Source organism: Sulfurimonas sp. (assembly GCF_047622445.1).
GTDB lineage: Bacteria > Campylobacterota > Campylobacteria > Campylobacterales > Sulfurimonadaceae > Sulfurimonas.
This window is the reverse complement of record NZ_JBLHOE010000054.1, coordinates 1-23621: the sequence shown is the minus strand read 5'-3', so window position 1 is coordinate 23621 and position 23621 is coordinate 1. Positions and strand designations below refer to the sequence as shown.

The window sequence follows — 23621 nt, the reverse complement described above, 5'->3', positions numbered from 1 at the left end:
TGACTTGGAGTCAATCTAGATAAATTCCCATTTAAGAAAACTCGCTGATTTATGTTTTGTCCGACATGTTACATGTTCAAAACTCTCTAGGTTTATGATAGCTTAATTGCTAGTTTTCATTATATGAGGTTTTGTTAGGCTTCTATTAATAATATAAAAAGTATTCAAATGTCGATTCTTTAATGTTAGATTTTTTAATAATTGTATGTTCGCCTGACGATGTTGTATTTGCACCATAGTAATAATTGCAAATTTTACAAAAATTCATAATAAAATCAAATGTGTCTAATGATGAAGGGAATGAGATATGTAGAGAACTTAAATTGCTAATATTCATACAACTTATTGTGTATATAACCTCTCCATTATATTTTATTGCCCAATCTTCAACACTTATATTATTATAGCTTTCAGGAAAATTTTTTAATTCACATAAATCTCTTACAAGTTCATCATGCTTGACTGGCAACTCTCTACTTTTGTTATTCTCATCAAAAAAATGATTATAGTCAAATACTTTTTCTTCACTTAGTTTTGAGATAGACAATTGCACATCATCTAAATATACAAATGTTAAATCTTTTGTTCTTGTTGGCACATAAAAGTCTGAACTGTCAGAATCTTTCAATATCGTGTAGATGTCTTCTAATTTCATTTAAATTCCTTGTATCAATTTGGTTTACATGTTAGTCTAACTCTTTATTCAACATCATTATATATAGTTAACCCTTAATCTATATCATTAACTATTACAGTTAATGATTGTTAATTAGAAGTATTTCTGTATAAACATGACAGATTGTTATATTTATGCATTAATTTGACTTTTTAATCTGTTTTTCTTAAAATTATAATGATTGTTAATTGCCTTACGGACAAATAACAGCCTCAAATGAGTGTTAATTATTCATATCCTTACATAACATTAACGATGATGTTTAAGTGAAAGGATTGAAGATGAGTGAGAAAAAGAAACTATTGGATTTAGTTGGGGATGAGATTAGGTTTAAACATTACAGTTATTCGACTGAGAAAACTTAGAGATGTTGTCTCTGTAGTGTGAGTCAATTGTAGTTCTAAATCTTAATTTTACGAGATCTCAAAATGTGCAAATGCACCTTCTACGCTTAATACATTTTTATAGCTGGTATTTGTAATTCTTACATTTTTTGTAGTTAAGTCACACACTGCAATGCGAAAATTCTGACCCATATATGGTTCAACAATACATATGATCTTATTTTCAATCTGTCTTGTTGTATGGATGATTCCTTTGAGAGTGTGGAAAAAGTACTTTGGGTAACTAAGAGGAGTAATCTCAATAACATCTGCACTCCTTTTTTTATCAAGGCTTTGTGCAATAATATTTGCATCCTGAAAGCTCTCAAACTGAACACACCAGTCATCGAACTCTTTGTTAAAGCGTTTTAACTCTTCATCTAAAAAACCACCGGCTGGTGATTGCAGGGCAAATATACTCATCTACTTATTTTCTCATAAAAGATTTACTGAAAAGAAGTTCCACCATCAACAACGATAGTTTGACCAGTTAACCATGAAGAATCTTTTTCACAAAGGAACACGCAAGCACCAGTTAAGTCAGTTGCATCGCCCATTCTACTAAGAGGTGAACGTTTTACAACTTCAGATTTTACTTCTTCATAATTTGGAAATGCTTTAAGTGCATCTGTGTCGATTGGACCACCACTTACTGCATTAACACGGATGTTCTTTTCACCAAGCTCAGCAGCTGCATACTTTACCATTGTCTCAACAGCAGCTTTGTTTGTACCATGACCAGAATAGTTTGGAGTGTATACAAGGTTACCAGTTGAACTCATAGAGATGATTGAACCACCACCAACTACTTCCATTCTTTTTGCAGCTTCTTGTGCGCCAACAACAAATGCTGAAACAGTTGCAGTCCAGATATTTGTAAGTCCTTTTGGTTTAAGTCTCATAAATGGAGCAAATCCACCAACAACAGAACGACCAGAGATAATTGCATTTGAGATAAAAAAGTCAAGTCTGTCAAAGTCTTCGTCAAACTCTTTATATACATCTTTGTATGTTAAAGGCTCCATTATGTCTAGTTTATAAGCACGGGATTTGATACTATACTTAGATTCAACATCAGCAATGATTTCATTTGCAATATCTGCATTTGAAGCATATGTAAATGCTACATTACAACCACGCTCAGCAAATGCATAAACAATCGCTTTACCGATTCCGCGAGTACCACCTGATACAAATAAAGTTTTTCCTGTCATTGTTTGTTCAGCCATTTCTATAATCCTTTTATGTCGTAATTTTTCATAACTTCTTCAATCTTTTTCATGTTCTCTAAAGAGGGAGCTACAAGAGGAAGTCTGTACTCTAATGTTTCAATTAATCCAGCAATATACATTGCAGCTTTAATAGGCATAGGGTTCGCTTCACAAAACATAACTGCGTTAAGAGGATATAGCTTATCGCTAATAGCTTTTGCACCTGCAAAATCACCAGCAAGTGCAAGTCGCACTAGTTCAGATTTTAAATCAGGCATAAGGTTTGATGTTACAGAAGTAATTCCTGCTCCACCATTTGCTAAGATAGGAAAATCAATTGCATCATCACCGGAAAATACTTTTAGTTCAGGTCTACGAGATAGAAGTTCAACTGTACGCTCTAAGCTACCAGTTGCTTCTTTGATCCCATAGATATTAGGGATATCATCAAAAAGTCTGATAACTGTGTCTGCATTAATGTCAACAACAGTACGACCAGGAACATTATAAAGCATAAATGGAAGTTCGCTTACCGATTCAGCAATTGCTTTATAGTGTTGATAAAGTCCCTCTTGTGATGGTTTTACATAGTAAGGTGCTACTGAAAATATAGCATCAACACCACATTCTTGTGCATTTTTTGCAGCGAGAATAGCCTCTGATGTTGAGTTGCTTCCAGCTCCTGCTAAAACTTTAGTAGAAGTTCCTTTACAAACTTCTACTGCAATTTCCATACATCTTTTATCTTCAGCTGATGATAAAGTTGCACTTTCACCAGTAGTTCCAACAGGACACACTGCGTCCATTCCATTGTTTATTTGTCTTTGTACGAGTGCAGCATATGTTTGCTCATCGAGCTTTCCATTTTTAAATGGAGTTATAAGTGCTGTTGAAGAACCTGTTACTATATTCATCTGTTGTAGCCTTGTAAATTTAATGAAGGGATTATATCAAAAAAGTATTAAATGTAGTTATAACTAGAGGAAGAGCACGAAAATAATCGTGCTCTTAGAGGGTTGGAATGTGAAGCTTATTTAGCTTCTATAGTAGCGATTAATTCGTCTTTTGTAGATATGTTTTTGATTTGTGTAATAGAACCATTAGCAACATATGCAACAACTATTTTCTCAGTGTCAAGACCACTTCTATATGGAGCAGAAGCTTCTTTTTCAGTTAAAAGTAAAACAGTATGTTTAAAGTCTTTGAGTCCTGGCATAATAAACATACTTCTAATAAGTGATGGTGCACCACTAATGTCTGCTACAAACTGAGTATTGTTATCAGCTAAATACGATACTTCTTTTGTTGCAAAGTAATCATTAGCTACATGACCCATATCGTCTGAGAAAACAAAGATAACTTTGTTTGTGTTAGCATTTAAAGTATGCGCTTTTTCAAATTGATCATTTAATGCAAGGTCTAATGCCTTACCAGCTACTAATGACGGTTCTACATTTACAGCCGCTTGTTTGTCCGCACTACAACCTATTAAAAATAATGTTGCTACTAATCCTAAAAGTATGTTTTTCATGTGTATCTCTCCAATTTTTTTAGAATAGTACAGAGTTAAGCTTGATTATTAAACATGAGTGTAAGGAGATATACTTTTAGTTAAGAAAAAATTAAGTTATTTTTCATTAAGTTTTATTTTATCGTCACTTGTAATAAATACCAAGTTAATTGATTCATTTAATTAGCAAAAGTACTTGATTCCATAGTGTAATCTCGTTCAACATTTGCAATTCTTATTCTATAGTCTTTAAAAATAGAAGCTCTTCCTTTTGTTTGTGCGCCTAGATGATCTATATTCTTTTTCCAAAAAATTAAAGACTCTTCATCTTCCCAAAAAGACAATGAAACTAATTTTCCTTCATTTACTAGGGATTCAAATCTTTCTATAGAGATAAATCCAGGCATTGTTATCAATTGCTCTTTTAATTTTGCAGCTATGCTTAAATAAGCATCTTGCTGACCTTCTCTGATTTCTACTTCAAATATCACTGCGTACATAATTTTCCTTTTTTATAAATTCGTATATTCTAATTTTGTTATTCTTTTTGCATAAAATAAAACAAGGATTCCACAAAAAACTATTAATGCAGTTAAAAATAATGGATAATTATATGTGCTATAATTTTCTGTTAAAGTAACGCTATATAATGGAGCAATAACTTGCCCAATACCATATGCTGTAGTCAACGCACCCATTAAAAATACAGGATTAGCTCCTGCAATTTTACCTCCAAGGTTCATAAATAATGCGACTAACCCAACAAACGTTCCTCCATATAATACTCCACTAAATAAGTTTAAGTACATGTTCGTACTAATTGCAGGTATTAAAATACCAATAACTTGTAAACTCATAGCAATGATAATAATATTAACACTACCGTACTTATGTGCTAAAGTCATCCAATGAATTAATGATATCAGGTAAAAATGTAGCTTGTACAACCATCCCAACACCTTCTGTGAAGTATGCAATTATTAATAAGATGACAAATGGTGTAAACAAAGACTTATCAAATGCATGTTTATGACTATTTTGGCTTTTATTTTTCATATTTAATTTAGTCATTACAATAGCTGAACCTATTATAAGAGCCATAGCTGCTCCAAAACCAGCCACAACACGTGTAATAATCCAAACAGTTTCATTTGAGCTAATTCCTAAAAATAAAGTTGCTATGACACATAAAAACATTCCAATCCGAAAATACTTTACTTTAGCATTTATATCTTTTAAGAACATAGAAAAAATTGATCCTCCTAAATAACCCACATAATTTAAAGATGCCAATATTCCTGTAAATATTAATTCTAAAAAATCTTCTAGCATAAAAGGTAATAAAGAAGTAAAAACAAATCTTGCTACACCGACGCCAACAATGAGGGATAAAACACCTGCAAGAATAATTGCTGCATTATTATTCTTGTCTATAGGTTTTTCGCAATCAAATGTAACCTCAAGAATCAAGCAATTGGAAAAAAGTATAAATTATGCATTATTTTATAGAACACCAAAAGGAGTAGTTTTAACTAATGAAGGAAAAAAATTATATCCACATGCCACAAAAATCGTAAATAATGTAAAAATTGCAATTGAAGAAATGAATAATTCAATGCAAGAGCATATAATTATAGGGTCTACAGATTCAAATGCTACAACACGAATAATTCCTTTTTTAGCTAATCTCCATAAACACTATCCAAATATGAGTATTGAACTTATAACTGGTACAACGAGAGAAATAACAAACTTGGTGCTTAATTATCAGGTTGACATAGCTTTTATAAGTGGAGAACCTAAAAATGATGCATTACAAGTTTTGTCTCAAATAGATGAAACTATGTGTTTAGTAGAACCGTTAAAAGAAAACTCTCCTAATACATATCTTTCGTTTAAAGAAGGCTGTGAATATAAAGACTTTGGTAAAAATTATATATCTGAGCATATAGATAAAAATTTTAAAATTTTTGAGTTTGGTAGTTTTGAAACAATATTAGGATGCGTTGAACTTGGTATGGGTAAAAGTATATTACCCTTAAGCATAGTTGAGAAATTTGGATATCAAAAAAAAGTAAAAATAAAAAAGCTTCCAAAAGAGAATGCAAATATACCTACGTGTTTAGTTTGTAGAAAAGATAATTACTAGATAGAAAAAAAGTACTTACTTTTTTTCTATACTAGTAATAATTTGAGATATTTTTTGGATTCGGTTGTCATCACTTGGGTGAGTTGAAAGAAACTCCATTGGTGCATTAGGATTCGCTGCTTTCATATTTTGCCAAAATTTTGGTGCTTCATGAATGTTATAACCAGCTTTATGCATCAGGTGGATCCCAATTTCATCTGCTTCATGTTCATGACTTCTCCCATAGGGAAGCATAACACCATATTTTGTTCCAACTCCATAGGCCAGGTTAAAAGCATTTGTATACTCTGGGGCTGTAACTCCTAAAAGTAGATTAGCAGCTTGTTGTACACCTGAAGATATCTTTTGATGGCTCATTCTCTCTGCTCCATGACGTGCTAGAGCATGAGAAACCTCATGTGCCATCACAGTAGCGAGTTGATCGTCATTTTTTGCCATTGCAAGGATTCCAGTATAGACAACAACTTTACCACCAGGCATACACCAAGCGTTTACTTGTTTGTCTTCTACTAGGTTAAACTCCCAATTAAAGTCAGGTCGTTTAGCGGCTTTAGCAATCTTGTTACCAATACGTTGAATACGCTCAGTTTGAGCTTTATTTGTTGAAATTTTTGCTGTTTGTAAAAATTCGTGATACCCTTTTGCACCAACGGCATTCTCTTCATCAGCTGACATGAAAACAACTTGGCTTCTTCCTGTAACTGGAGTTTTTCCCAAACATCCTGAAAGGAGTAGGGCAATGAGTGTTAGGTAGAGAAATTTCATTTTTTAAGAATCACAGTAGTAGATTTTTGGAAGTTAAAGTATTTTTTAGCTGCATCTTGTACTTTTTTAGCAGTTACTTTTTTAACATCATCTTCATAAGTCATAAGTGGTGTGATATCGCCACGAACTAAATAGCTTCCATAAAGGTTTGCCACTGAAGTTGAACTCTCTAGTGAGTAGATAAAGTCTGACTTTGTATTTACTTTTACTTTATCAAGTTCTGCTTTTGTAACCTGAGTAGTTTTCATAAGTTCAATCTCTTCAATCAACTCAGCTTCAACATCTTCAGCTTTTACACCAGGATTACATACAGCTAAAAACATAAATACTCCCGGATCTATATTTTCCATGTTATAAGCATACACAGTATTTACCATTTGTTTTTCATCTACAAGTTTTTTATAAAGACGAGAACTTTTTCCAGAATATAGAATCTCAGAAATTACACTGAGTGTTACTTGGTCTGGATCTTTGAAATCTGGGATATGAAAAGTGATGGCAACCATCTCAACTTCACTGTCTTTTTTCAAGTTAACACGACGAGCACCATTTTGTTCAGGTTCTACGAACTTAAATTCAGGAATTTTTGCTTTATTTTTGATATCGCCAAATTCTTTTTTAGCTTTTTTAAATACATCTTTTGCTTTTACATCTCCAGTAACTATTAAAATAGCATTACTTGGTTGGTAGTAAGTTTTGTGAAAATCTTTGATGTCGTCTATAGTCCATGTTTGAATGTCATTCATGAAACCTATTGGTGTCCAGTGGTATGGATGGTAAACATATGCAGCATTAAAAAGTGCGAAGTAAAGGTAACCAGTTGGGTTGTTCTCGGTTCTCCAACGTCTCTCTTCGGCAACAACATCACGTTCAGGTTGAAACTCTTTATCTTTAAGGTTTAGGTTTTGCATAAGTTCAGCATAAAGTGAAAGAGACTTTCCAAGATTATCTGTACTTGATTTTATATAGTAATGCGTGTAGTCAAAAGAAGTAGAAGCATTATTAACTCCACCAATACTTTTCACTTCTTTGTCGAATTCACCAGCAGGAAGGTTTTTTGTAGATTTGAAGTTCATATGCTCTAACATATGAGCAATCCCAGTTTTTCCCATAACTTCATTTCTACTTCCAACTTTGTAAAAGATGTCAGTGCTTATTACGCCAGTAGAGTTTTCAAGTGGAATAACCACAACTTCTAAACCATTTTTTAATGTTTTAGTTTCGTATTTTGGTAATGATGATGCCATAAGTGTTCCTAGTGTAAGTGTTATAGTGAGTAGTACTTTTATCATTTTCTATCTGCGCCAATAGCCTGTGTAATATTTTCATATCCATCAGCTTTTATCAGTCTAATAAGTTCTTTGTTAATATCCATAATCATATCTGGACCATGAAAAACAAGACCGCTATATATCTGAACCAAAGATGCTCCTGCTTTGATACGTCTGTATGCTTCTTCAGCAGAGTCTATACCACCAACGGAAATCAATACAGTTTTTCCAAAAAGTTCTTCTGCAATTGCATCAAAGATTTGAAAACTTTTCTCTTTAAGTACTGCACCACTCAGTCCACCTATATCTTTAGGGTTTTTAACCAAAGAGTAGTCTATAGTTGTGTTTGTAGCGATAATTCCATCTGCACCTTTTTCTACTGCCATCTTTGTAAGAGTTACGGCATCTTCAATTTCCATATCTGGAGCAATCTTTAGTAAAATAGGCATATCTGTAAGTGCTTTTGCTTCACCAAACAACTTACCTATAAACTCTTCGTTTTGTAAATCTCTTAAACCCGGAGTGTTCGGTGAAGAGATGTTGATTACAAAGTAATCCCCCAATCCATCAAATGCTTTTATAAGATGTATATAGTCATTTATAGCTTCACTCTCAGGTGTAACTTTGTTTTTACCAATGTTAATACCGATTGGTGTAGAAAATGGAAACCTCTCTTGAAGTCTTTTGATAACTTTGTATGCACCTTCATTGTTGAAACCCATCGCATTTTGAAGCGTTTCTTCTTCAATGTGACGAAACATTCGAGGTTTTGGATTTCCATCTTGAGGTTTTGGTGTAACTGTACCAATTTCGGTAAAGCCAAAGCCTAAGATTTGCATTCCCCTAATCATAGTCGCATTTTTATCAAAACCTGCACCCAGACCAACAGGGTTTAAAAATTCTCTTCCTAAGATAGTCTGAGTAAGAGCATTATCTGTAATAAAATGTGATTTTAAAAATGGATTGAATGGAATTTGGCAAATATTTGGCAGCCTAAGTACAGACTCTGCTAGGTGGTGAGCACTTTCTGGTTGTAGTTTGAAAAGTAATGGTTTAATTGATTCGTAATTTATCATTATATGTTATTTTGCCTTGTTAATAAAATGTTAGATATTATACTAAAACAATAGTAAATTATTAATTAGGATAGATAATGAGAACAGTTTTAGTGCCATTGGCAAAAGGTTTTGAAGAGATAGAAGCGGTAACAATTATCGATGTACTAAGACGTGCACAAATAGATGTAATTGTAGCATCACTTGATCATGTGGCACTGGTCCAAGGTGCCAACGGGATAGTTATTGAAGCAGATGTGGCACTTGATAATGTGCTTACAGACATACTTGACATGATTGTGCTTCCTGGTGGTTGGGATGGTACGTACGTACTAGCAGATGATGAAAATGTTCAAAATATTTTAAAAGAAATGAATGCACAAGGTAAAAATATTGCAGCTATTTGTGCGGCACCTTTTGCTTTAAATAAAGCGGGAGTGTTACCACAAAACTTTACTTGTTACCCATCCGTAGAAGAGAAAATCCGCGAAGATGGTTACCAAGGGGATAAGGCAATGGTAGTTGAAGATGGTAATGTTATGACATCTCGTGGACCTGGAACTTCTATGTGCTTTGCTTTAGCGATTGTTAAAAAACTCGAAGGTGAAGAGACTTATAATATGCTAAAAGATGGACTTTTAGCTACGTACTGTAAATAAGTTATTCTAATACTCTATTTTTAAGTATTATATAATATTTTCTTCTGTAAGATAGTTTACATTAAAAACAAGGGAGTGTTACTATGATAAAGAAAATACTTGTAAGTTTCGCAACAGCATCTGTGCTTTTTACATCGAGTGTTATGGCGTGTCCAAAAGGGCATAATTTTAAAGATTACCATCATAAAGCGCCTACAACGGTAGCCAAAGTGATTAGAGCGGTGAGTAAAACGGGTTTAACTGCAGCTCAAACACGCAAGGTAGCTGAGGGTATAGCTGCATATGAGGCAAAGGCTAACGAGATTAAAAAAATGGCAATTTTTCCAGTTGATTCATTTATTAATGATGAGTTTGATGAGAAGAAATTTATTACTGAGATGAGTGAAAAGTATATTGCAGCGGTAGCAGCAAGAGCTACACTTTATAAATATGTTTTTAAAGTTTTAGATAAAGAACAAAGAAAAATATTTAAAAGAGAATATGCTGCTCCTTTAATTAAGCAGATGATTAATAGTTACTAAACTTTACTATCTAAAGAGAAAACTTTATAGTTTTTCTCTTTTAAACACTAGTATCTAAACCGCTAAATCCCCACACCACTTTTAAATCCATAGTTATTTTGTCATAGAGTTTTATAGATTCTTTCATATCTTTTACTAGAAATGTATTTTGCATATTTGTTCTTGTGGCAAGATACTCTTTTAATTCATCGTTAATACTTGTAAAATATTCAATTGCTTCTGTTTTGGAAAAGGCATGTTTAACAATCTCTGATGTTATATACTCCTTTGAATCCACTAGATCAAAAAATTTCTTTCCAGAATCCTTTATCTTTTCCTCTTGTTCTCCTTTTTGAAGATTATAGTTGACATAAAGAGTTTCAAATCTTTCTGTTTGGGCAAATTCATCAGTTAATGAGTATATATTTTGAAAATTTTCTCTTGTGAATATGTTTGATATATAGGGACTAAGAAAATTACGAGTATCTATATCATTCTCTTGCTCATATATTGGAACATTTGCTACTTTTTTTTCTGTTGCTCTAAATTCTTCTTCTGTCCACTCCATATCCATAGCAGAACTATATTGGAATGTATCAAGGGATTTTAAATTTTTGTTACCCTCAGAAGTTGTATGATTTATAAAACTTGTAAGATAATTTACTATCTCTTCATTTGTTTGCTCTTGTATAGGGTCTATATTTTGATATTGGCTAATATCTTTGCCTAAATCAAAATAGTCATATGCAATAGGGGAGTATTTCATATTCGTTAAACCATGTTCTTCTTTGAGCTTTTCTCTTTGTATTTGTCTGTCAGCTTCCCTCATTGCCTCAATTTCTCGAGCTTCTTTACCATTAGCATTTAGCATTGCTTCAGTAAGTTCATCAGGTGGTTTGTTGATTTCTGAATCATAAATTTCTCTTGATTCTACTTTAGTATGGTCTAGAACTATATCATTATCAAATACCCATCTATCATGGTTGATTTTTACTTTTCGTGTTAAAGCAGTATCTACACTTATGTCTGGCGGAGTAAAATCTTCTAAACCTTCTCTTAGCGTTATTGTCCCATCTTTATCTTTATCGAGTTGAAGAGTATGGCTTAGTTCTTTTTCAATGGTATTTTCAAACATTAGTGAAGAAGTATTGAGAATATTAGCCTTATCTAAAGCATTATTAGTATAACCGTACTTTTGATATGTTTTAGCACCTATCGCTGTATTTGCAGTTACAATTTTTTCACCTAAATAGGTATAATCAGTACTACGCTCAAAAGAGACATTTAGTTCATCTTGTTCATCTTTTTCAATGTAGCCATTACCGTTTACATCTGCCTTTTCATAGCCTCTATTTACTTTTATATCTTGAACCCATCCAGCTACATAAGCTTCAGCTTTAGAATTCAATCTTAATATTCCATCCTCTCTTTGAAAAAAATTGTCGCTTGAAAAGGAAGACTTAAGCTCATCAATAATTTCTTCATCAAGTTTATACGCAATGATATTTTTAGGATTACTTGGATCTCTAAAGGCTATTACAATTCTATCGTCAGTTATTTTTTCAGAAGTTGTAGTAGATGTAAGTTTTAGTGATTTCATATCAATTTTTTCATTGATTAATTCATCTCGTGTCATTGGAGAAAAATTGACACCGCTATAGATAAAGATATCTCCTTTAACCCTAATTTCTGTTTCTTTTTTCCGTATACTTTCTAGGTCTTTATTGGAATAAACTTGAGGTGTTATATACACTGAATCATCATGTTTTTGAAAATAATATGGATCGATATCAATACTCATAAGAAACCTTTACTCATAATATAAAACTATATCGACATATAAATATAAAACATTACATTTGTGTAGGAATGATATTTGCTTAAATTTGTTTAATTAAGTTATAAAGGTCTAGTTATGGAAAATTCAATTGACTATATTAATCATGTAAATATTGTAAAAGATTTAAACCTCTACACAACAGTACGTGAAAATCAAAAACCTTATGAAGAACGTTTTGAAGAGGTGTATCAAAAAGCTAAAGATGCAGATGTTACGCTTGACACTGCAAAAGATTTTTTAAATACTCTCTCAAAAACTGAGCAGATTGCGTTAAAAAGATTTAACTCGTTAGCAGATATGTTTAATGTTGACTCTTTAAGTAATGAAGGAGCCTATAACCTTTTTGTACATAGTTATGAAAAATATGACTGGAATGAAGATGGCGTAACAGAAACAGCAACAGCAAAAAATCTTATGAATATTCCTCAGGATATGGACGATACTACAAAAAAAGCATGGGTAAAAACGCTGAATTCTATGGGCGATGATATTTCGGCAATTGGTATTGTAACAATGTCATTGAATGATGAATATAACAAACGTCAAATCGCACAACATTTGAGTAAAATGTCTGAATCAGAAATAGCAAAAATGCAAGAAGGTGCGACTTTTGATATCAATCAATTTATGCAAGATACACTATCTAAAGAATATGCTCCAGAGATTATAACCATACTAGATATTTTAGACAAAATTGATAACATTATAAATCCTTCAAATGCTGGATACTCGTCCCCTGAAATTATTGAATCTGCACAACACCTAAAAGAAGAGTTTCTTAAAGCTTATGGTGAAGTTGAGTTAGAATTAGAAAATGGAAAATTAGGTACACATCAAGCGTTTGAGATAAAACAAGATGTTATTGATAAGGAAAATGAAGAAAAAGAAGAACCTCTTGCAGTTGCCATAGAAACTACAAAAAACTCTGAACTTACTACAGAAGAGATTATCGAAAAATATAGAGCCATGCCAGGACAAGGTGGCATTTTAGATATTGATGCATATAAACAAGACTTAGCCTTGAAGTTTGCGAAGCATGAACCATATTTTCAAGCTCAGTATGAGCATTATGAAAAGTATCAGGATATTTTTACTCCGATGTACTCTAATTATACAACTGAAAAAGCAAATGCTATTGGACGGGATTTACATGCCCAGTTTCCAGACTTTAGAGATATAAAACACAAAGCATATTATGGTGGCACAGAAGAGAATATGAAAGTTTTTGAAAATATGCTTTTTGATTATCAGGCATACAATAAATATTTAAGAGAAAAACACAATTTAGATATGGATGGTGGTGCTTACTCCAAAGAAGCGACTAAAGCTTATAACTTTGCTGTATACGAAGGTCTTGAAAGTGGATTGAGTATTGGTGAAGCTACAGATAAAGCAAATGCTGTAGCTAGTATGTTTGGTGGGAATGAAGCAAATGCATTTAGTATGATGCTCTTTAATGGTCTCCCTGAAGATATAGAAGCAGAGACAAAAATAACAGAAGAAGAGATAGATTATGATAAACAGATAAATCTAAGTGATTACGGTTTTGAACATAACTTTTGGAGTGATGCATATACGGATACATATGGAAAAGATGCAACTGGTGTGAAGTCGAGAATTATGTATGATATAAAACTTTATTCATTTTTACTTGAAAATGAGACTATAGTAGATAAAAAATTAGGTGAACTACAAGAAAGAGCATATGAAACTGAAAATGGTAAGGATTGGTACGATTGGCGAAATGAGGATGGTAAATTTAATGAAGAATTTAAAAGCTCATTTGAATCTAAATATGATAATGCCATATATGCTAAAGAAATTTATGACAAATATTCGACTAAAATATTTGACAACACTTTAATCGATAGTATGGACTCTCTAGTGGAAAAAAGTGCTACAACTAAGGAGGAGGTTTAGTAACCTGCACCTTTTAAGATTCTTACCTCTTTACAGCCTAATGCATTGTTTAACTCACAAGCCTTTTCAAATTTTTTTTTAGCTTTTACATAGTTTTGTCTTAAGGATTTTGAATCTCTGTAGTACCTTCCCATAAATATACATGAATCAATACTACCATTGTCACATGCTTTATCATAAAAGTTTATGGCAAGTTTTTTTAAAGTTTCATTTTCATTTTTACCGTAGTAAACAGCTACATTATGACATGCTAGTCCATCATCTCCACCACAAGATTTTGAGTAAAGTTTGAAGGCTTTTTTCATGTTAACTTCTACATCTGTTCCTTCTTCATATAAAAAGGCAGCTCTCGTACAACTCTCATAATAGTTTTTATCGCAAGCTTTTATGTAGAAGTCTATAGCTATATTGTCGTTTTCTAAAACAGCATCATCTCCATAGTCATACATGAGTCCCATGTTGTGGCAAGCTATAGGGTTTCCTTCTTCGCAAGCTTCTTTAAATGATTCTTTTTTTAGTGTCGCTACACTTCCTTCACCATACATTAGCTTTATCTCATGACAGGCTAGAGTATTTCCTTTTTTACAAGATTTTTCTAATAAAATTCTTTCCTCATCAGGAGAAGAAGCACCTAAGTTTGTGATTAGTATGATACATAAAGTATAAAATAATTTTTTCATAATGGAATTATACTATTGATTCATAAATTTTAAATTTTCTCTCTTTGGAAAACAAGATTCTTTAAGCTTCGATTTTCATCAGCACTTGCAAATTCTTCTACATTATCTAAACGTCGTACAAATTTAAAGCTAGGTGCTAACTCTTTCATAAGATCTGTAATAAACTCTACATCTAACTCTGGTGAATTAAGACAAGCGAGAAGTAAACAATCTTCTGCCGCAATTTGAGGTAGCTTCATAATGAGCTTTCTATAATCTTTTGTGGCTTCAAAACTACCTTTTTGAAAAGTAGGGGGATCTATGATGATTAAATCATAAGGACCTTTTTTCTTGATTCGAGAGAATGATTTTAAGATGTTATAGGGGTGAAAACTTATGCCTCTCATATCTAAGTCGTTTAAATGATGATTAGTTCGTCCTGTACTTAAAGCTCCCTTACTCATGTCAATATTTGAGACTTTTGATGCTCCACCTAGATTAGCGGACAAACTAAAGGCACAGGTATAAGAAAAAAGATTTAAAACTGATTTGTCTTTTGCATTTTCTCTTACAAACTCTCTTCCTTTTTTCATGTCAGGGAAATAACCAGAGTTTTTGTTTGAGAGAAGGTTGAGTTTTATTTTTACCCCATTTTCAACTACATATAAATCATCAGCTATTTCACCGACGACAATCTCACTAGGAGAGCCTCTAAGGTATCTTCTTTGTAAAACTATGGTTTTATACCTTGTATCTGAAGTAAACTCTTTGAGCATCTCTAAAAGTTCAACTTCACTCACTTCCTCATCATAAAGAGCTACACTCAAAATAGTATCAATAGAATCAATTGTTAAATGTTTCCATCCATCATACAATCCACCGCGACCGTGAAAAAGACGTTTAAAGTCTTCACCGATATTTTGCGAGTTTTTTTCTATATGTATTTTTATATTTTTAATTGTCATTCTTTCCCTAATCTTTCTATTTCTTTATTTATTTCGTCTACTTTTTTGTCTAGTTTCATTGCTTCGTATAGGTGTCTGCTAAGAAGATAGTTTTTCTTTACCTCTTTAAAGTTTTTTTCTTCTTTATAAATTTCAGCAAGAGAAATGAATATTTCAGCTTCAATGGTAATATAATTATTATCTTTTGCAAGGCTTAGTGCTTCTCTGCATACCACCATAGCTTTATTTAATTGATTTATAGACTTATATATATCAGCAAGGCTTTTTAATGAACGTGTTATCCCATTTTTACTTTTAATTTCTTTTCTGATTTTCAAGGATTTATATTGGTACTCCAGAGCAGTGTTATACTCTTTTTTCTCTTTGTATATATGTGAGATATTTGCTAATGATGTAGCAATACCATTTTTATTGTTTATTCGTTTTTGAATTTTCAAGGCATCATTTTGGTTCTTTAGTGCATCTTCAAATTTTTCTAGTTCCAAATTGATACTTCCAATAGCGCTAAGAGCATTTGCGATCTCTTTTTGAGAATTTGATTCTTTGGCTATTTGTAAAGAATGATTATAATAATCAAGGGCTGTTTGAAACTCTTCTAATGCCGAATAGATACTCCCAATACTTTCTAAACTATTCGATATACTAGATTTATTTCCAATTTCTTTTTTCATGGTTAGTGAATCATTAAGATACTTTAGGGCGGTTTTATATTGTCCTAGACTTTGATAGATAAGACCAATATTCCCGAGGGTAATTGAAATGCCATATTTATTATTTAGTTGAGTTTCTATTTCTAAAGATTTATTATAATAATCAAGTGCTGTATGCAGTTCTCCAAGATTATCATAAAGAACACCAATATTAGCTAGTGCAACAGTTTTGTTTTTCTTATCTCCAAGTTTATCATATAGTTTCAATGCATTCGTATAATATTTAAGAGCTAGTGTATCATCTTTGAATTCCTCATATATCATTCCTAATATTTGATATATATTTGCAATATCTTCCTCATTATGTAGTTTTTTTTCAATTTTTAAAGCAGCTTTTTGATACTTTAAACTTACTTTATAATTGTTTAATATGAGGTATGTTTTACCAATATTATATAAAGATTTTGCTTCAGCATTTTCATCGTTAAATTTTTTTCGTATTTTTAAAGCTTTGGTTTGAAATTTAATTGCTTTTTGATACTCTTCTAAAGAGTTATAAAGAATACCTATATTTCCATAAACTACGGATATTTTTTCTTTTTTATCATCTGTATAATCTAAAGATTTTTTTAAATACTTTAAGGATAAAGCATATTCACTTATTTTGCTAGCTTCAAATGCAATATTTGAAATTAAGTCGAAAATGATATCGTTATGTTGGACTTTAGATTGTAAGTATGTTTCATACTCAGTTATCGCAGTATCTAGCTTTTGAGTGTCTATTTTAAATATATTGTTAAAGGAATGGTCAATAAAAGAATGAGAAAACTTAACTGTTGAGTATAGGTCTCCTGCTTCTGTTTTCAAGTATTCTAAACTTTTATTTGATAAGACCACTACAAGTTTTATCTTTTTTTCCGGAATAAAATCTCTTTGAAATTGTAGATGATTAATGATTGATTTTTCATTTTTTTGCTCATATATGTTAGCTAAAAAAAAATCATTTTTGTTAAGGGAATCATTATAAGCAAGGGTACTTAAAATTTCTTCATCGAAATTAAAAGATAGTAAGTGTGTGTTGGAGATTAGATATTCTGTAAATTCATTTGCTAGTTTTTTAGTGTCTGTACCAACTAAAAGTATACCTGCAGAGTGAGAGACTCTTTTTATGCTTGATATAAGTCTTTTGAGGGCTATGGTATCTACAGGTAAGAGAGCTTTCATCTAAGTCTATTGAGATTATTTTCAATTATAGGATTTATATCGTAATAAGCTTTACCATTAAGATAAGCAAATACTAGACCTGAACGAAGGGTGTCAATTAAATCTATTTTATCATTTTTATTTACAATATTTTTTTCTTTAATTTTATGTAAGAAATCAGCATGAACTTGAATTTTATAGTCTAAATCACCCTGTAGTAACTCTATTGCACTTTCTACTTCTTCTACATCAATAGTATCACTTTCAAATATATCTATAGCTTCTGTTGAGGCTTTTTGAATTATCTCTAAAAGTTGTCTTAAGTTTCCTCCACTCATTTTTATGGCTAACTCCATAGCTTCATCGCTAATGAGGTCTAAATTTTCAATTCTACTTGTTATAACATCTTTTAAAAGCGATATATCTTTAATATTCCCGTCTTTATCAATTTCCATAGTAAAGTCTATAGCTTTAACATTGTAAATATCAACGATACCTTTCAAATAAACTGGCATAGTAATAATTTTAAAACATTCTAAGTCTCTTAATATATCTATATCTTTAGTGAAAATATCATCTATATTATTTAATTTTTCTAAGCCATCAAGAATCAATAAAATTTCTTTAGGACTATTCTTTAATACTCTATATTTTTGTATTAAAGAATTGATCATTGTCAAAAGGTCTTTATTTTTAAATTTATAAATTCTTTTGGCTTCTTTTCTAATATTTTCATCTGCTTTATATGTAGAACTCAAAGATACACCAGCACTAAATAGAGAAAGAAAGCCAGTTTTAACACTAACTTCTGCTTTTGCAGTAAGATCAGATGAATCATTTTCAGAAGTATTTTCTATTTTAATGAGTTCACCACTGTTAATCTCTTCAACTTCTTTGAGCGCTGTTTTAAATTCTTTTTCTAAAGTTTCTTTTTTTTCTTTATCTAGGTCGTTATTGTCAATTAAGTTAAAACCTATTCCTAAAAGAATATCTACAATATCTATATCGTCATACTTAAAAACTTCCATAGCTTGAATATGTCTAATCTCATAACTACTTGCAAACTCTGCATTTTCATGTTTTAGGTTATTTAGAATTGTACTTTTGCCATTACCTCTTTGACCTGCAATGAAAAAGACATTTTGTTTATTGTGATTTCTTTTGATATTCCCAATAAATCTTTTAAGTTTTTTATCATAAATATTTATAAAAAAGTCATATTCATCTTCACTTAGTGGTCTGTTTCCTTCAAAGTTATTATAAATATCATCTAATGTTTTTGCTTTTATCATAGGTATTCTTTTCCTGAATATAGGTAGTTTGAGATTTTTATTAGATATTATAGCATCTTTAAAGCTTAGTCTAATCTCCAGTAATATATATAAGGGCTTCTCTCAACACTGAAAAGCTCTTTTTCATTGATGAATTTTATCTGATTTACCATACCTTTATGTCCTATGAGTGTATCTAGTTTTTTTTCTGTTTTTGTGTCAAATAGCTGTAAATGGTGCTTTTCATTACTTGAGTAAATTCCAACTTTTCCACTAGGACTGATTCCACAACAGTACACAAGAAAATCACTTTTTATATGGTAATCTTTTTTTCCCTCTTGGTAGACTGCAACACGTCTATCTTGTCCCGCTGTTACGATGACACCTTTAGCGTATGCTACATGGTACACTTTGTCAACATTTTGAGAATCATATACTTTTAAAGTTTCAGATGTTTTAACATCAAGTAGTCGTATTTCACCACTTTCATCTGACATGATTACTTTCGTCTTGTCTTCACTTAGTTGGATGTCACAAAGGGTACTTTGTGTAACATGTCTTTTATACACATTGTAACTTTCACCAATATCGTGAAGAATTACTTCTGAGCTAAAAGTTCCGAGTAAAAGCTTTTCATCATCAATAAATCTTGCTTCTTTTATAGTTAGTTTTTTATCTTCAGCAATGATTTTTTTAAGTTGTAGGTTTTGATATATCCACACGTTTCTATACGATCCTGCACCAGTACTAACTATGAGGAGCTTACCATTAAGATAGTCAACGCTCAAGACATTTGGAGATATAAGGTCGCCGAGTCTCGTAGTCACTAAATCAAGAACAATTTGGTTAATAAGTTTACCAGTAGTTAAATCAAAAACATCCACACTTCCTTCATCGTTACCAAGGTAAATGATACTTTTATGCACAGCAAAATCATTGATAAAACCCATCGATTCTAGTTTAAAAGTAGGGTGTATCTCTTTTGGATAGAGCAAAGAAAAACTTAAAATGAGAATAATTGCTATTTTATGATGAGGCAATATTTTTTAGTTCCTCATCATTTACTGCTTGAATTTTTTCTTCTATTTGTGTGAGTTCTTGGAGTAGGTGCTCAGAAAAACTTTCCAATTTTTCAATGTATGGTTGCGCTTGTTTTACTTTTTTTGGATCAATCTTTCTTTTTGTGCCAAATAGTTTAGTAAGTAAACTTGTTTCGTAGCTTGCATAAAATATTTTATAGATCATTGCATATGTGTCATGAAGTTGTGTATGAATAGATTCTATTTTAGAAATAGTATCGGCTGCAATCAATACACAGTTCTTTAGCTCCTTACAATCTTTGTAAAACCAAATACCAAAGCTACATTCTCTTTCACTTACTGGAATAGCATCGATGTTCATATCGTAGCCATCCATAAGTAATTCAGCTTTTTTTACCCATTCTTTATGAGCTATTTTAGCATCGTTTAGTTTTATGAGAATTTCAGTTTTATTCATATTCCAACCTTATGTAAAGAGTTTTATACTTTTATTTATTATTCAAAAAATTATAAACATCACGTGGTGTAGATTCCATCTCTTGTGATATTTGTTTCATTTTTGTCTCTGCAGAGACATCTATGTTTTTTGTTTGTAGCTTTGTTATTGCTTCTTCTACATTTATAAGATTCATATCATGGAGTTCTTGAAGTGTTTTTCTTCCAAGATTACTAGGCATACCTTTCGATTTTTTTACTTTTTGTGATTGTGGATGCATTATTTTATAAATCTTACTTGGAATTGTGTTATTTTTCTTAGCAATATCTAAGATACTTTCATCTTCATCAAACTTTATGCCACTAGCTTTTAGGTTTTCTTTTGCTTGTTCTAAATTAATATTTTGTTTTCTCGAAAGGGTACTAAGTCTACTTTCTTCAGCATGACCATATGGTGGTACGCCATACTCATCTGCCCAGTACTCTTTGATACTAGATTGTAGGTCAAGTATAGATTTTACAGGTTGCACCATATATAAGGTACTTATTACAAAAAAGGAATTTATACCAAAGGCAATTAGAAATTCTTTTTTTGTAAAAGATATCTTTTTACTTTTATCTTTGAGGTAACCTATCAGAGGTTTCCAGTTATAGTAAATGTGTATGGCACTAAAAAAAAGCATAGTAAACATGGATGTAGCGTGAAGTTCACCATACTGAGTTTTTGAAAGCCCTAATAAGTGCCAATCTACCCAGTAAGCAACTTTTCCCTGCGGAACTATATAAAGCATAATGCCTGTGTAACTCATGATTAAAAATGAAAAGCCAAGGCTTAATGATATAATTTTTCTCATATTTATAATTCCTACAGTGTTAGGTTTCTCTTCTCTATCTTAGAATAGCTTTATCTGGTACTTTTATGCCTTTAGCATTTAGAATGCTAGGTGTCCCATTAATCCCGATTCTATTAACTTCGTCTATAGATTCTTGAATTTTCCCATTAAGAATCTTTAATTCCATTTTGGAGTATGTAGCTTTTTTATATTTTGTACTTTTATTTGCTATCTCTTTCATAGCTTTTGCTCTTGACACATTATCTTCTTGATTTAAGATGTATCTACACATGCTTTTAGCATTTTTATGAAAACTTAATGGAAAAAGTATAACATACACTGTTACATTATTTTTTAAGGATGTAAGCTTATGTTCTAGTTTTTGACAATAGGGACATTCCGGATCTGTAAAAACAAAATATTCATCTTTTCCGCTTCCTAGTGTATAAGCAGCTATATTTTTAAGAGTTTTGATATTTAGGTCAAATGGAATAGTAAGTTCTTGTGCTGTTTTTGCATCATAACCTTTACCTATAACAATATTACTGAAATCCTTAGTTATAAAGCCCTCTACAATACCCGGACGAGGCCCCATTACTTTGGCTTTGAACTGATAGAGACCTTTATGTACTTCAACATGCGTTACTTTTGCATTTATATTTTTTATCATTGGTACTTTTTCAATTATCATTTTTAATGCTGTGTTATCTGCAAAAAGCGAGATACTAAGAAATAGTGCTGTAAATATTAAAATCATTTTTGTATGTATCATATTTTTTCCTTTGAGTTGTTTTATATTTTTTCCCAGAATGTACCTTGTGGGGTATCCATCAAGGAGACTCCACAAGCTAAAACTTCATCCCGAAGTTTGTCTGAGAGTTCAAAATTCTTTTCTTTTTTTGCTTCATCCCGTTCTACAATCAAGGAAGCTAGCTTCTCTTTTGTTTCTTCATCCATTCCAAATTGAAAATACTCAAATGGATTTTTTATACCAAAGCCTAAAATATTACTTATGTAATATAGATTAGAAATGGTCTCACGTTTAAGAACTTTATGTTTGCCCGGAGTGTCAAGTGTTTCATTTGCAGAACTAATCATCTCATCTATGAGTGCTAGAGCAGAAGATACATTCATATCATCACTTAGAGCCTTTAGTAGTTCTTCTTGAAAAGAAGTTGTTTCCGTGTTTTGTGCTAATCCAAAAAGACGTTTATGAAGTCTATAAATCTTGTCTAGTCTCTTTTTAGCTACGCTCAAGTCTTCAGTGTTAAAGTTAAAGTTACTTCTGTAGTGTGTACTAAGAAGATAAAAACGTAATACTTCACCATCATAGTCGCTTAGTGCATCTTTTAAAAAGAAACTATTTCCTAAAGATTTTGACATCTTTTCACCGTTAATGTTTACAAAACCGTTATGCATCCAGTAGTTTGCTAAAGTATGTGAGCTTCCACATCTCGTTTGTGCAGCTTCATTTTCATGGTGTGGAAAAAGTAAGTCAGCTCCACCACCGTGAATATCAACTGAGAATTCATTTTCTTCTAAAGCAAGATGTTTTTCAATCATCGCAGAACATTCTAAATGCCAACCTGGACGACCTTGACCAAACGGTGAAGTAAATGTTAGAGTATCATCCTTTACAGATTTCCACATTGCAAAATCAGCAGGGTTCTTTTTCATGCTTGAACTCTCTACACGGTTTTGTTTGTCCTCTTCATCTTGTACTCTTGCAGAAAGCTTTAAGTACTCACTATCGCTTGAAGTATCAAAATAAACATCACCATCAGTAGTGGCATAGGCGTGATTTGAATCTATAAGTTTTTGGATAAGCTCATACATCGCTTCAAGAGATTCAGTAGCTTTTGGTTCAATATCTGGTTGAGATACACCTATCGCCTCCATCTCTTTATGAAAAGCTTGTGTATAAAAGTCAGTAATTTCTTTTATATCTTTTTTTTGCTCTAGTGCTTTTTTAATGATTTTGTCATCAATATCTGTAATGTTTCTAGCATAGGTTACATCTAAACCATTTGCCTTAAGCACACGAGTAAGTAAGTCAAATACAAGCGCAGATTTTGCATGACCTAAGTGTGCATCATCATAAACTGTCGGACCACAAACATATAATGTTGCTTTGCCTTTGTTTTGAGGTATAAACTCTCGTTTTGTTTTTTGCACTGAATCGTATATGTACATTTAATTTTCCCTAAATTTATTGATTTTTTTTTGCCTGAGGATTATAAAGTATATATGTAATTATAGCATGTTAAATAATTAGTGGAGTTGTACTATAATCTATCTATGATTTATATAGCATTTACCTTTTGTATAGTAATAATCCTTTTTATCGCCTTTTATCAATGGCAATATTTTATGATATTTTCACCTGTGTACTATAGAGATGGTGAATTAGAGAGTAATTTTGAGATGTTAGGTGTTATTACACAAGAGAAAGTAAAACTTGAAGGTGTAGTTTATGAGCCTGAAAATGCACAAAGTACACTCTTGTTCTTTGGCGGACGTTCTCATGATGCAGTTGGTTTAATCAAACGATTGTCTATGCTCTACCCAAAGCAAAGAATTGTAACGTTTAATTATCGTTCTTATGGAAAAAGTGGAGGTACTGCAA

The 23621-nt window shown here is 31.7% G+C and carries 25 protein-coding genes and 1 pseudogene; 5 read left to right on the top strand and 21 right to left on the bottom strand.

Annotation, left to right across the window (positions count from 1 at the left end):
- Positions 1 to 145 precede the first annotated feature (145 nt).
- The 8 genes from ACI9TV_RS11815 to ACI9TV_RS11780 form a co-directional block, all read right to left on the bottom strand.
- Positions 146 to 655 (bottom strand): hypothetical protein, encoded by a 510-nt coding sequence (locus ACI9TV_RS11815; protein WP_415251007.1) that lies wholly within the window; start codon positions 653 to 655, stop codon positions 146 to 148.
- 434 nt (positions 656 to 1089) lie between these two features.
- A complete protein-coding gene (locus ACI9TV_RS11810) occupies positions 1090 to 1482 on the bottom strand; it encodes a hypothetical protein (protein ID WP_415251006.1) in 393 nt (130 codons plus the stop codon).
- A 23-nt stretch (positions 1483 to 1505) separates the two neighbouring features.
- On the bottom strand, positions 1506 to 2273 hold the full coding sequence (locus ACI9TV_RS11805) for an enoyl-ACP reductase (protein ID WP_415251009.1): 768 nt from the start codon (positions 2271 to 2273) through the stop codon (positions 1506 to 1508).
- A gap of 17 nt (positions 2274 to 2290) precedes the next feature.
- Positions 2291 to 3184, bottom strand: a complete 894-nt coding sequence (gene dapA / locus ACI9TV_RS11800) for a 4-hydroxy-tetrahydrodipicolinate synthase (RefSeq protein WP_415251005.1) — start codon at positions 3182 to 3184, stop codon at positions 2291 to 2293.
- A 116-nt stretch (positions 3185 to 3300) separates the two neighbouring features.
- Positions 3301 to 3801, bottom strand: a complete 501-nt coding sequence (locus ACI9TV_RS11795; RefSeq protein WP_415251004.1) for a hypothetical protein — start codon at positions 3799 to 3801, stop codon at positions 3301 to 3303.
- Between the two features lie 158 nt (positions 3802 to 3959).
- Positions 3960 to 4280: an antibiotic biosynthesis monooxygenase family protein gene (locus ACI9TV_RS11790; protein ID WP_415251003.1), complete on the bottom strand. Its 321-nt coding sequence runs from the start codon at positions 4278 to 4280 to the stop codon at positions 3960 to 3962.
- Between the two features lie 12 nt (positions 4281 to 4292).
- Positions 4293 to 4739, bottom strand: a complete 447-nt coding sequence (locus tag ACI9TV_RS11785; RefSeq protein ID WP_415251002.1) for a YbfB/YjiJ family MFS transporter — start codon at positions 4737 to 4739, stop codon at positions 4293 to 4295.
- Positions 4669 to 5250, bottom strand: a complete 582-nt coding sequence (locus ACI9TV_RS11780) for a YbfB/YjiJ family MFS transporter (RefSeq protein WP_415251001.1) — start codon at positions 5248 to 5250, stop codon at positions 4669 to 4671. The genes ACI9TV_RS11785 and ACI9TV_RS11780 overlap by 71 nt, the downstream gene beginning before the upstream one ends.
- A gap of 4 nt (positions 5251 to 5254) precedes the next feature.
- Between ACI9TV_RS11780 and ACI9TV_RS11775 the strand changes: the two genes are divergently transcribed.
- Positions 5255 to 5929 carry a LysR substrate-binding domain-containing protein gene (locus ACI9TV_RS11775; protein WP_415251000.1) on the top strand — a complete coding sequence of 225 codons (675 nt, stop codon included), beginning with the start codon at positions 5255 to 5257 and terminating at the stop codon, positions 5927 to 5929.
- Positions 5930 to 5944: 15 nt separating this feature from the next.
- Here ACI9TV_RS11775 and ACI9TV_RS11770 read toward each other — a convergent pair whose 3' ends face one another.
- The 3 genes from ACI9TV_RS11770 to ACI9TV_RS11760 are packed head-to-tail and all read right to left on the bottom strand — an operon-like array spanning position 5945 to position 9041.
- Positions 5945 to 6694: a M48 family metallopeptidase gene (locus ACI9TV_RS11770; RefSeq protein ID WP_415250999.1), complete on the bottom strand. Its 750-nt coding sequence runs from the start codon at positions 6692 to 6694 to the stop codon at positions 5945 to 5947.
- On the bottom strand, positions 6691 to 7941 hold the full coding sequence (locus ACI9TV_RS11765) for a M16 family metallopeptidase (protein WP_415251008.1): 1251 nt from the start codon (positions 7939 to 7941) through the stop codon (positions 6691 to 6693). Before ACI9TV_RS11765 ends, ACI9TV_RS11770 begins: the two co-directional genes overlap by 4 nt.
- Before the next feature lie 41 nt (positions 7942 to 7982).
- A complete protein-coding gene (locus tag ACI9TV_RS11760; RefSeq protein WP_415250998.1) occupies positions 7983 to 9041 on the bottom strand; it encodes a quinone-dependent dihydroorotate dehydrogenase in 1059 nt (352 codons plus the stop codon).
- 77 nt (positions 9042 to 9118) lie between these two features.
- Between ACI9TV_RS11760 and ACI9TV_RS11755 the strand changes: the two genes are divergently transcribed.
- Positions 9119 to 9679 carry a DJ-1 family glyoxalase III gene (locus tag ACI9TV_RS11755; RefSeq protein WP_415250997.1) on the top strand — a complete coding sequence of 187 codons (561 nt, stop codon included), beginning with the start codon at positions 9119 to 9121 and terminating at the stop codon, positions 9677 to 9679.
- Between the two features lie 83 nt (positions 9680 to 9762).
- Entirely contained in the window at positions 9763 to 10200 is a 438-nt protein-coding gene (locus ACI9TV_RS11750; RefSeq protein ID WP_415250996.1) for a hypothetical protein, read from the top strand.
- A 40-nt stretch (positions 10201 to 10240) separates the two neighbouring features.
- On the opposite strand, the gene ACI9TV_RS11745 is transcribed toward ACI9TV_RS11750, so the two are convergent.
- A complete protein-coding gene (locus tag ACI9TV_RS11745; RefSeq protein WP_415250995.1) occupies positions 10241 to 11980 on the bottom strand; it encodes a hypothetical protein in 1740 nt (579 codons plus the stop codon).
- Positions 11981 to 12094: 114 nt separating this feature from the next.
- Here ACI9TV_RS11745 and ACI9TV_RS11740 point away from each other — a divergent pair, with 114 nt between their 5' ends.
- Positions 12095 to 13939 carry a hypothetical protein gene (locus tag ACI9TV_RS11740; RefSeq protein ID WP_415250994.1) on the top strand — a complete coding sequence of 615 codons (1845 nt, stop codon included), beginning with the start codon at positions 12095 to 12097 and terminating at the stop codon, positions 13937 to 13939.
- Here the strand turns inward: ACI9TV_RS11740 and ACI9TV_RS11735 are convergent.
- The 9 genes from ACI9TV_RS11735 to cysS form a co-directional block, all read right to left on the bottom strand.
- A complete protein-coding gene (locus ACI9TV_RS11735; RefSeq protein WP_415250993.1) occupies positions 13936 to 14619 on the bottom strand; it encodes a tetratricopeptide repeat protein in 684 nt (227 codons plus the stop codon). The two genes, ACI9TV_RS11740 and ACI9TV_RS11735, sit on opposite strands and share 4 nt — an antisense overlap.
- A gap of 29 nt (positions 14620 to 14648) precedes the next feature.
- Positions 14649 to 15563, bottom strand: coding sequence for a class I SAM-dependent methyltransferase (locus tag ACI9TV_RS11730; RefSeq protein WP_415250992.1), 915 nt, complete (start codon positions 15561 to 15563; stop codon positions 14649 to 14651).
- Positions 15560 to 17437 (bottom strand): tetratricopeptide repeat protein, encoded by a 1878-nt coding sequence (locus ACI9TV_RS11725; protein ID WP_415250991.1) that lies wholly within the window; start codon positions 17435 to 17437, stop codon positions 15560 to 15562. The genes ACI9TV_RS11730 and ACI9TV_RS11725 overlap by 4 nt, the downstream gene beginning before the upstream one ends.
- On the bottom strand, positions 17434 to 18708 hold the full coding sequence (locus ACI9TV_RS11720; RefSeq protein ID WP_415250990.1) for a hypothetical protein: 1275 nt from the start codon (positions 18706 to 18708) through the stop codon (positions 17434 to 17436). The genes ACI9TV_RS11725 and ACI9TV_RS11720 overlap by 4 nt, the downstream gene beginning before the upstream one ends.
- Positions 18709 to 18773: 65 nt before the next feature.
- Positions 18774 to 19727 carry a WD40 repeat domain-containing protein gene (locus ACI9TV_RS11715; RefSeq protein WP_415250989.1) on the bottom strand — a complete coding sequence of 318 codons (954 nt, stop codon included), beginning with the start codon at positions 19725 to 19727 and terminating at the stop codon, positions 18774 to 18776.
- Complete coding sequence (locus tag ACI9TV_RS11710; RefSeq protein ID WP_415250988.1) at positions 19714 to 20184, bottom strand: CZB domain-containing protein; 471 nt, start codon at positions 20182 to 20184, stop codon at positions 19714 to 19716. The genes ACI9TV_RS11715 and ACI9TV_RS11710 overlap by 14 nt, the downstream gene beginning before the upstream one ends.
- 31 nt (positions 20185 to 20215) lie before the next feature.
- Positions 20216 to 21016, bottom strand: a complete 801-nt coding sequence (locus ACI9TV_RS11705) for a DUF4405 domain-containing protein (RefSeq protein ID WP_415250987.1) — start codon at positions 21014 to 21016, stop codon at positions 20216 to 20218.
- A gap of 34 nt (positions 21017 to 21050) precedes the next feature.
- A complete protein-coding gene (locus ACI9TV_RS11700; protein ID WP_415250986.1) occupies positions 21051 to 21767 on the bottom strand; it encodes a thioredoxin fold domain-containing protein in 717 nt (238 codons plus the stop codon).
- A 20-nt stretch (positions 21768 to 21787) separates the two neighbouring features.
- Positions 21788 to 23188, bottom strand: a complete 1401-nt coding sequence (gene cysS, locus ACI9TV_RS11695) for a cysteine--tRNA ligase (RefSeq protein WP_415250985.1) — start codon at positions 23186 to 23188, stop codon at positions 21788 to 21790.
- A gap of 105 nt (positions 23189 to 23293) precedes the next feature.
- Between cysS and ACI9TV_RS11690 the strand changes: the two are divergent.
- Positions 23294 to 23621, top strand: a pseudogene (locus tag ACI9TV_RS11690) (alpha/beta hydrolase); the annotation flags it as partial.

Bases quoted from the DNA above. Each gene is read 5' to 3' on its own strand.
- ACI9TV_RS11815 (WP_415251007.1), bottom strand. From the start codon at position 655: ATGAAATTAGAAGACATCTACACGATATTGAAAGATTCTGACAGTTCA.
- ACI9TV_RS11810 (WP_415251006.1), bottom strand. From the start codon at position 1,482: ATGAGTATATTTGCCCTGCAATCACCAGCCGGTGGTTTTTTAGATGAA.
- ACI9TV_RS11805 (WP_415251009.1), bottom strand. From the start codon at position 2,273: ATGACAGGAAAAACTTTATTTGTATCAGGTGGTACTCGCGGAATCGGT.
- dapA (WP_415251005.1), bottom strand. From the start codon at position 3,184: ATGAATATAGTAACAGGTTCTTCAACAGCACTTATAACTCCATTTAAA.
- ACI9TV_RS11795 (WP_415251004.1), bottom strand. From the start codon at position 3,801: ATGAAAAACATACTTTTAGGATTAGTAGCAACATTATTTTTAATAGGT.
- ACI9TV_RS11790 (WP_415251003.1), bottom strand. From the start codon at position 4,280: ATGTACGCAGTGATATTTGAAGTAGAAATCAGAGAAGGTCAGCAAGAT.
- ACI9TV_RS11770 (WP_415250999.1), bottom strand. From the start codon at position 6,694: ATGAAATTTCTCTACCTAACACTCATTGCCCTACTCCTTTCAGGATGT.
- ACI9TV_RS11765 (WP_415251008.1), bottom strand. From the start codon at position 7,941: ATGGCATCATCATTACCAAAATACGAAACTAAAACATTAAAAAATGGT.
- ACI9TV_RS11760 (WP_415250998.1), bottom strand. From the start codon at position 9,041: ATGATAAATTACGAATCAATTAAACCATTACTTTTCAAACTACAACCA.
- ACI9TV_RS11755 (WP_415250997.1), top strand. From the start codon at position 9,119: ATGAGAACAGTTTTAGTGCCATTGGCAAAAGGTTTTGAAGAGATAGAA.
- ACI9TV_RS11750 (WP_415250996.1), top strand. From the start codon at position 9,763: ATGATAAAGAAAATACTTGTAAGTTTCGCAACAGCATCTGTGCTTTTT.
- ACI9TV_RS11745 (WP_415250995.1), bottom strand. From the start codon at position 11,980: ATGAGTATTGATATCGATCCATATTATTTTCAAAAACATGATGATTCA.
- ACI9TV_RS11740 (WP_415250994.1), top strand. From the start codon at position 12,095: ATGGAAAATTCAATTGACTATATTAATCATGTAAATATTGTAAAAGAT.
- ACI9TV_RS11735 (WP_415250993.1), bottom strand. From the start codon at position 14,619: ATGAAAAAATTATTTTATACTTTATGTATCATACTAATCACAAACTTA.
- ACI9TV_RS11730 (WP_415250992.1), bottom strand. From the start codon at position 15,563: ATGACAATTAAAAATATAAAAATACATATAGAAAAAAACTCGCAAAAT.
- ACI9TV_RS11725 (WP_415250991.1), bottom strand. From the start codon at position 17,437: ATGAAAGCTCTCTTACCTGTAGATACCATAGCCCTCAAAAGACTTATA.
- ACI9TV_RS11720 (WP_415250990.1), bottom strand. From the start codon at position 18,708: ATGATAAAAGCAAAAACATTAGATGATATTTATAATAACTTTGAAGGA.
- ACI9TV_RS11710 (WP_415250988.1), bottom strand. From the start codon at position 20,184: ATGAATAAAACTGAAATTCTCATAAAACTAAACGATGCTAAAATAGCT.
- ACI9TV_RS11705 (WP_415250987.1), bottom strand. From the start codon at position 21,016: ATGAGAAAAATTATATCATTAAGCCTTGGCTTTTCATTTTTAATCATG.
- ACI9TV_RS11700 (WP_415250986.1), bottom strand. From the start codon at position 21,767: ATGATACATACAAAAATGATTTTAATATTTACAGCACTATTTCTTAGT.
- cysS (WP_415250985.1), bottom strand. From the start codon at position 23,188: ATGTACATATACGATTCAGTGCAAAAAACAAAACGAGAGTTTATACCT.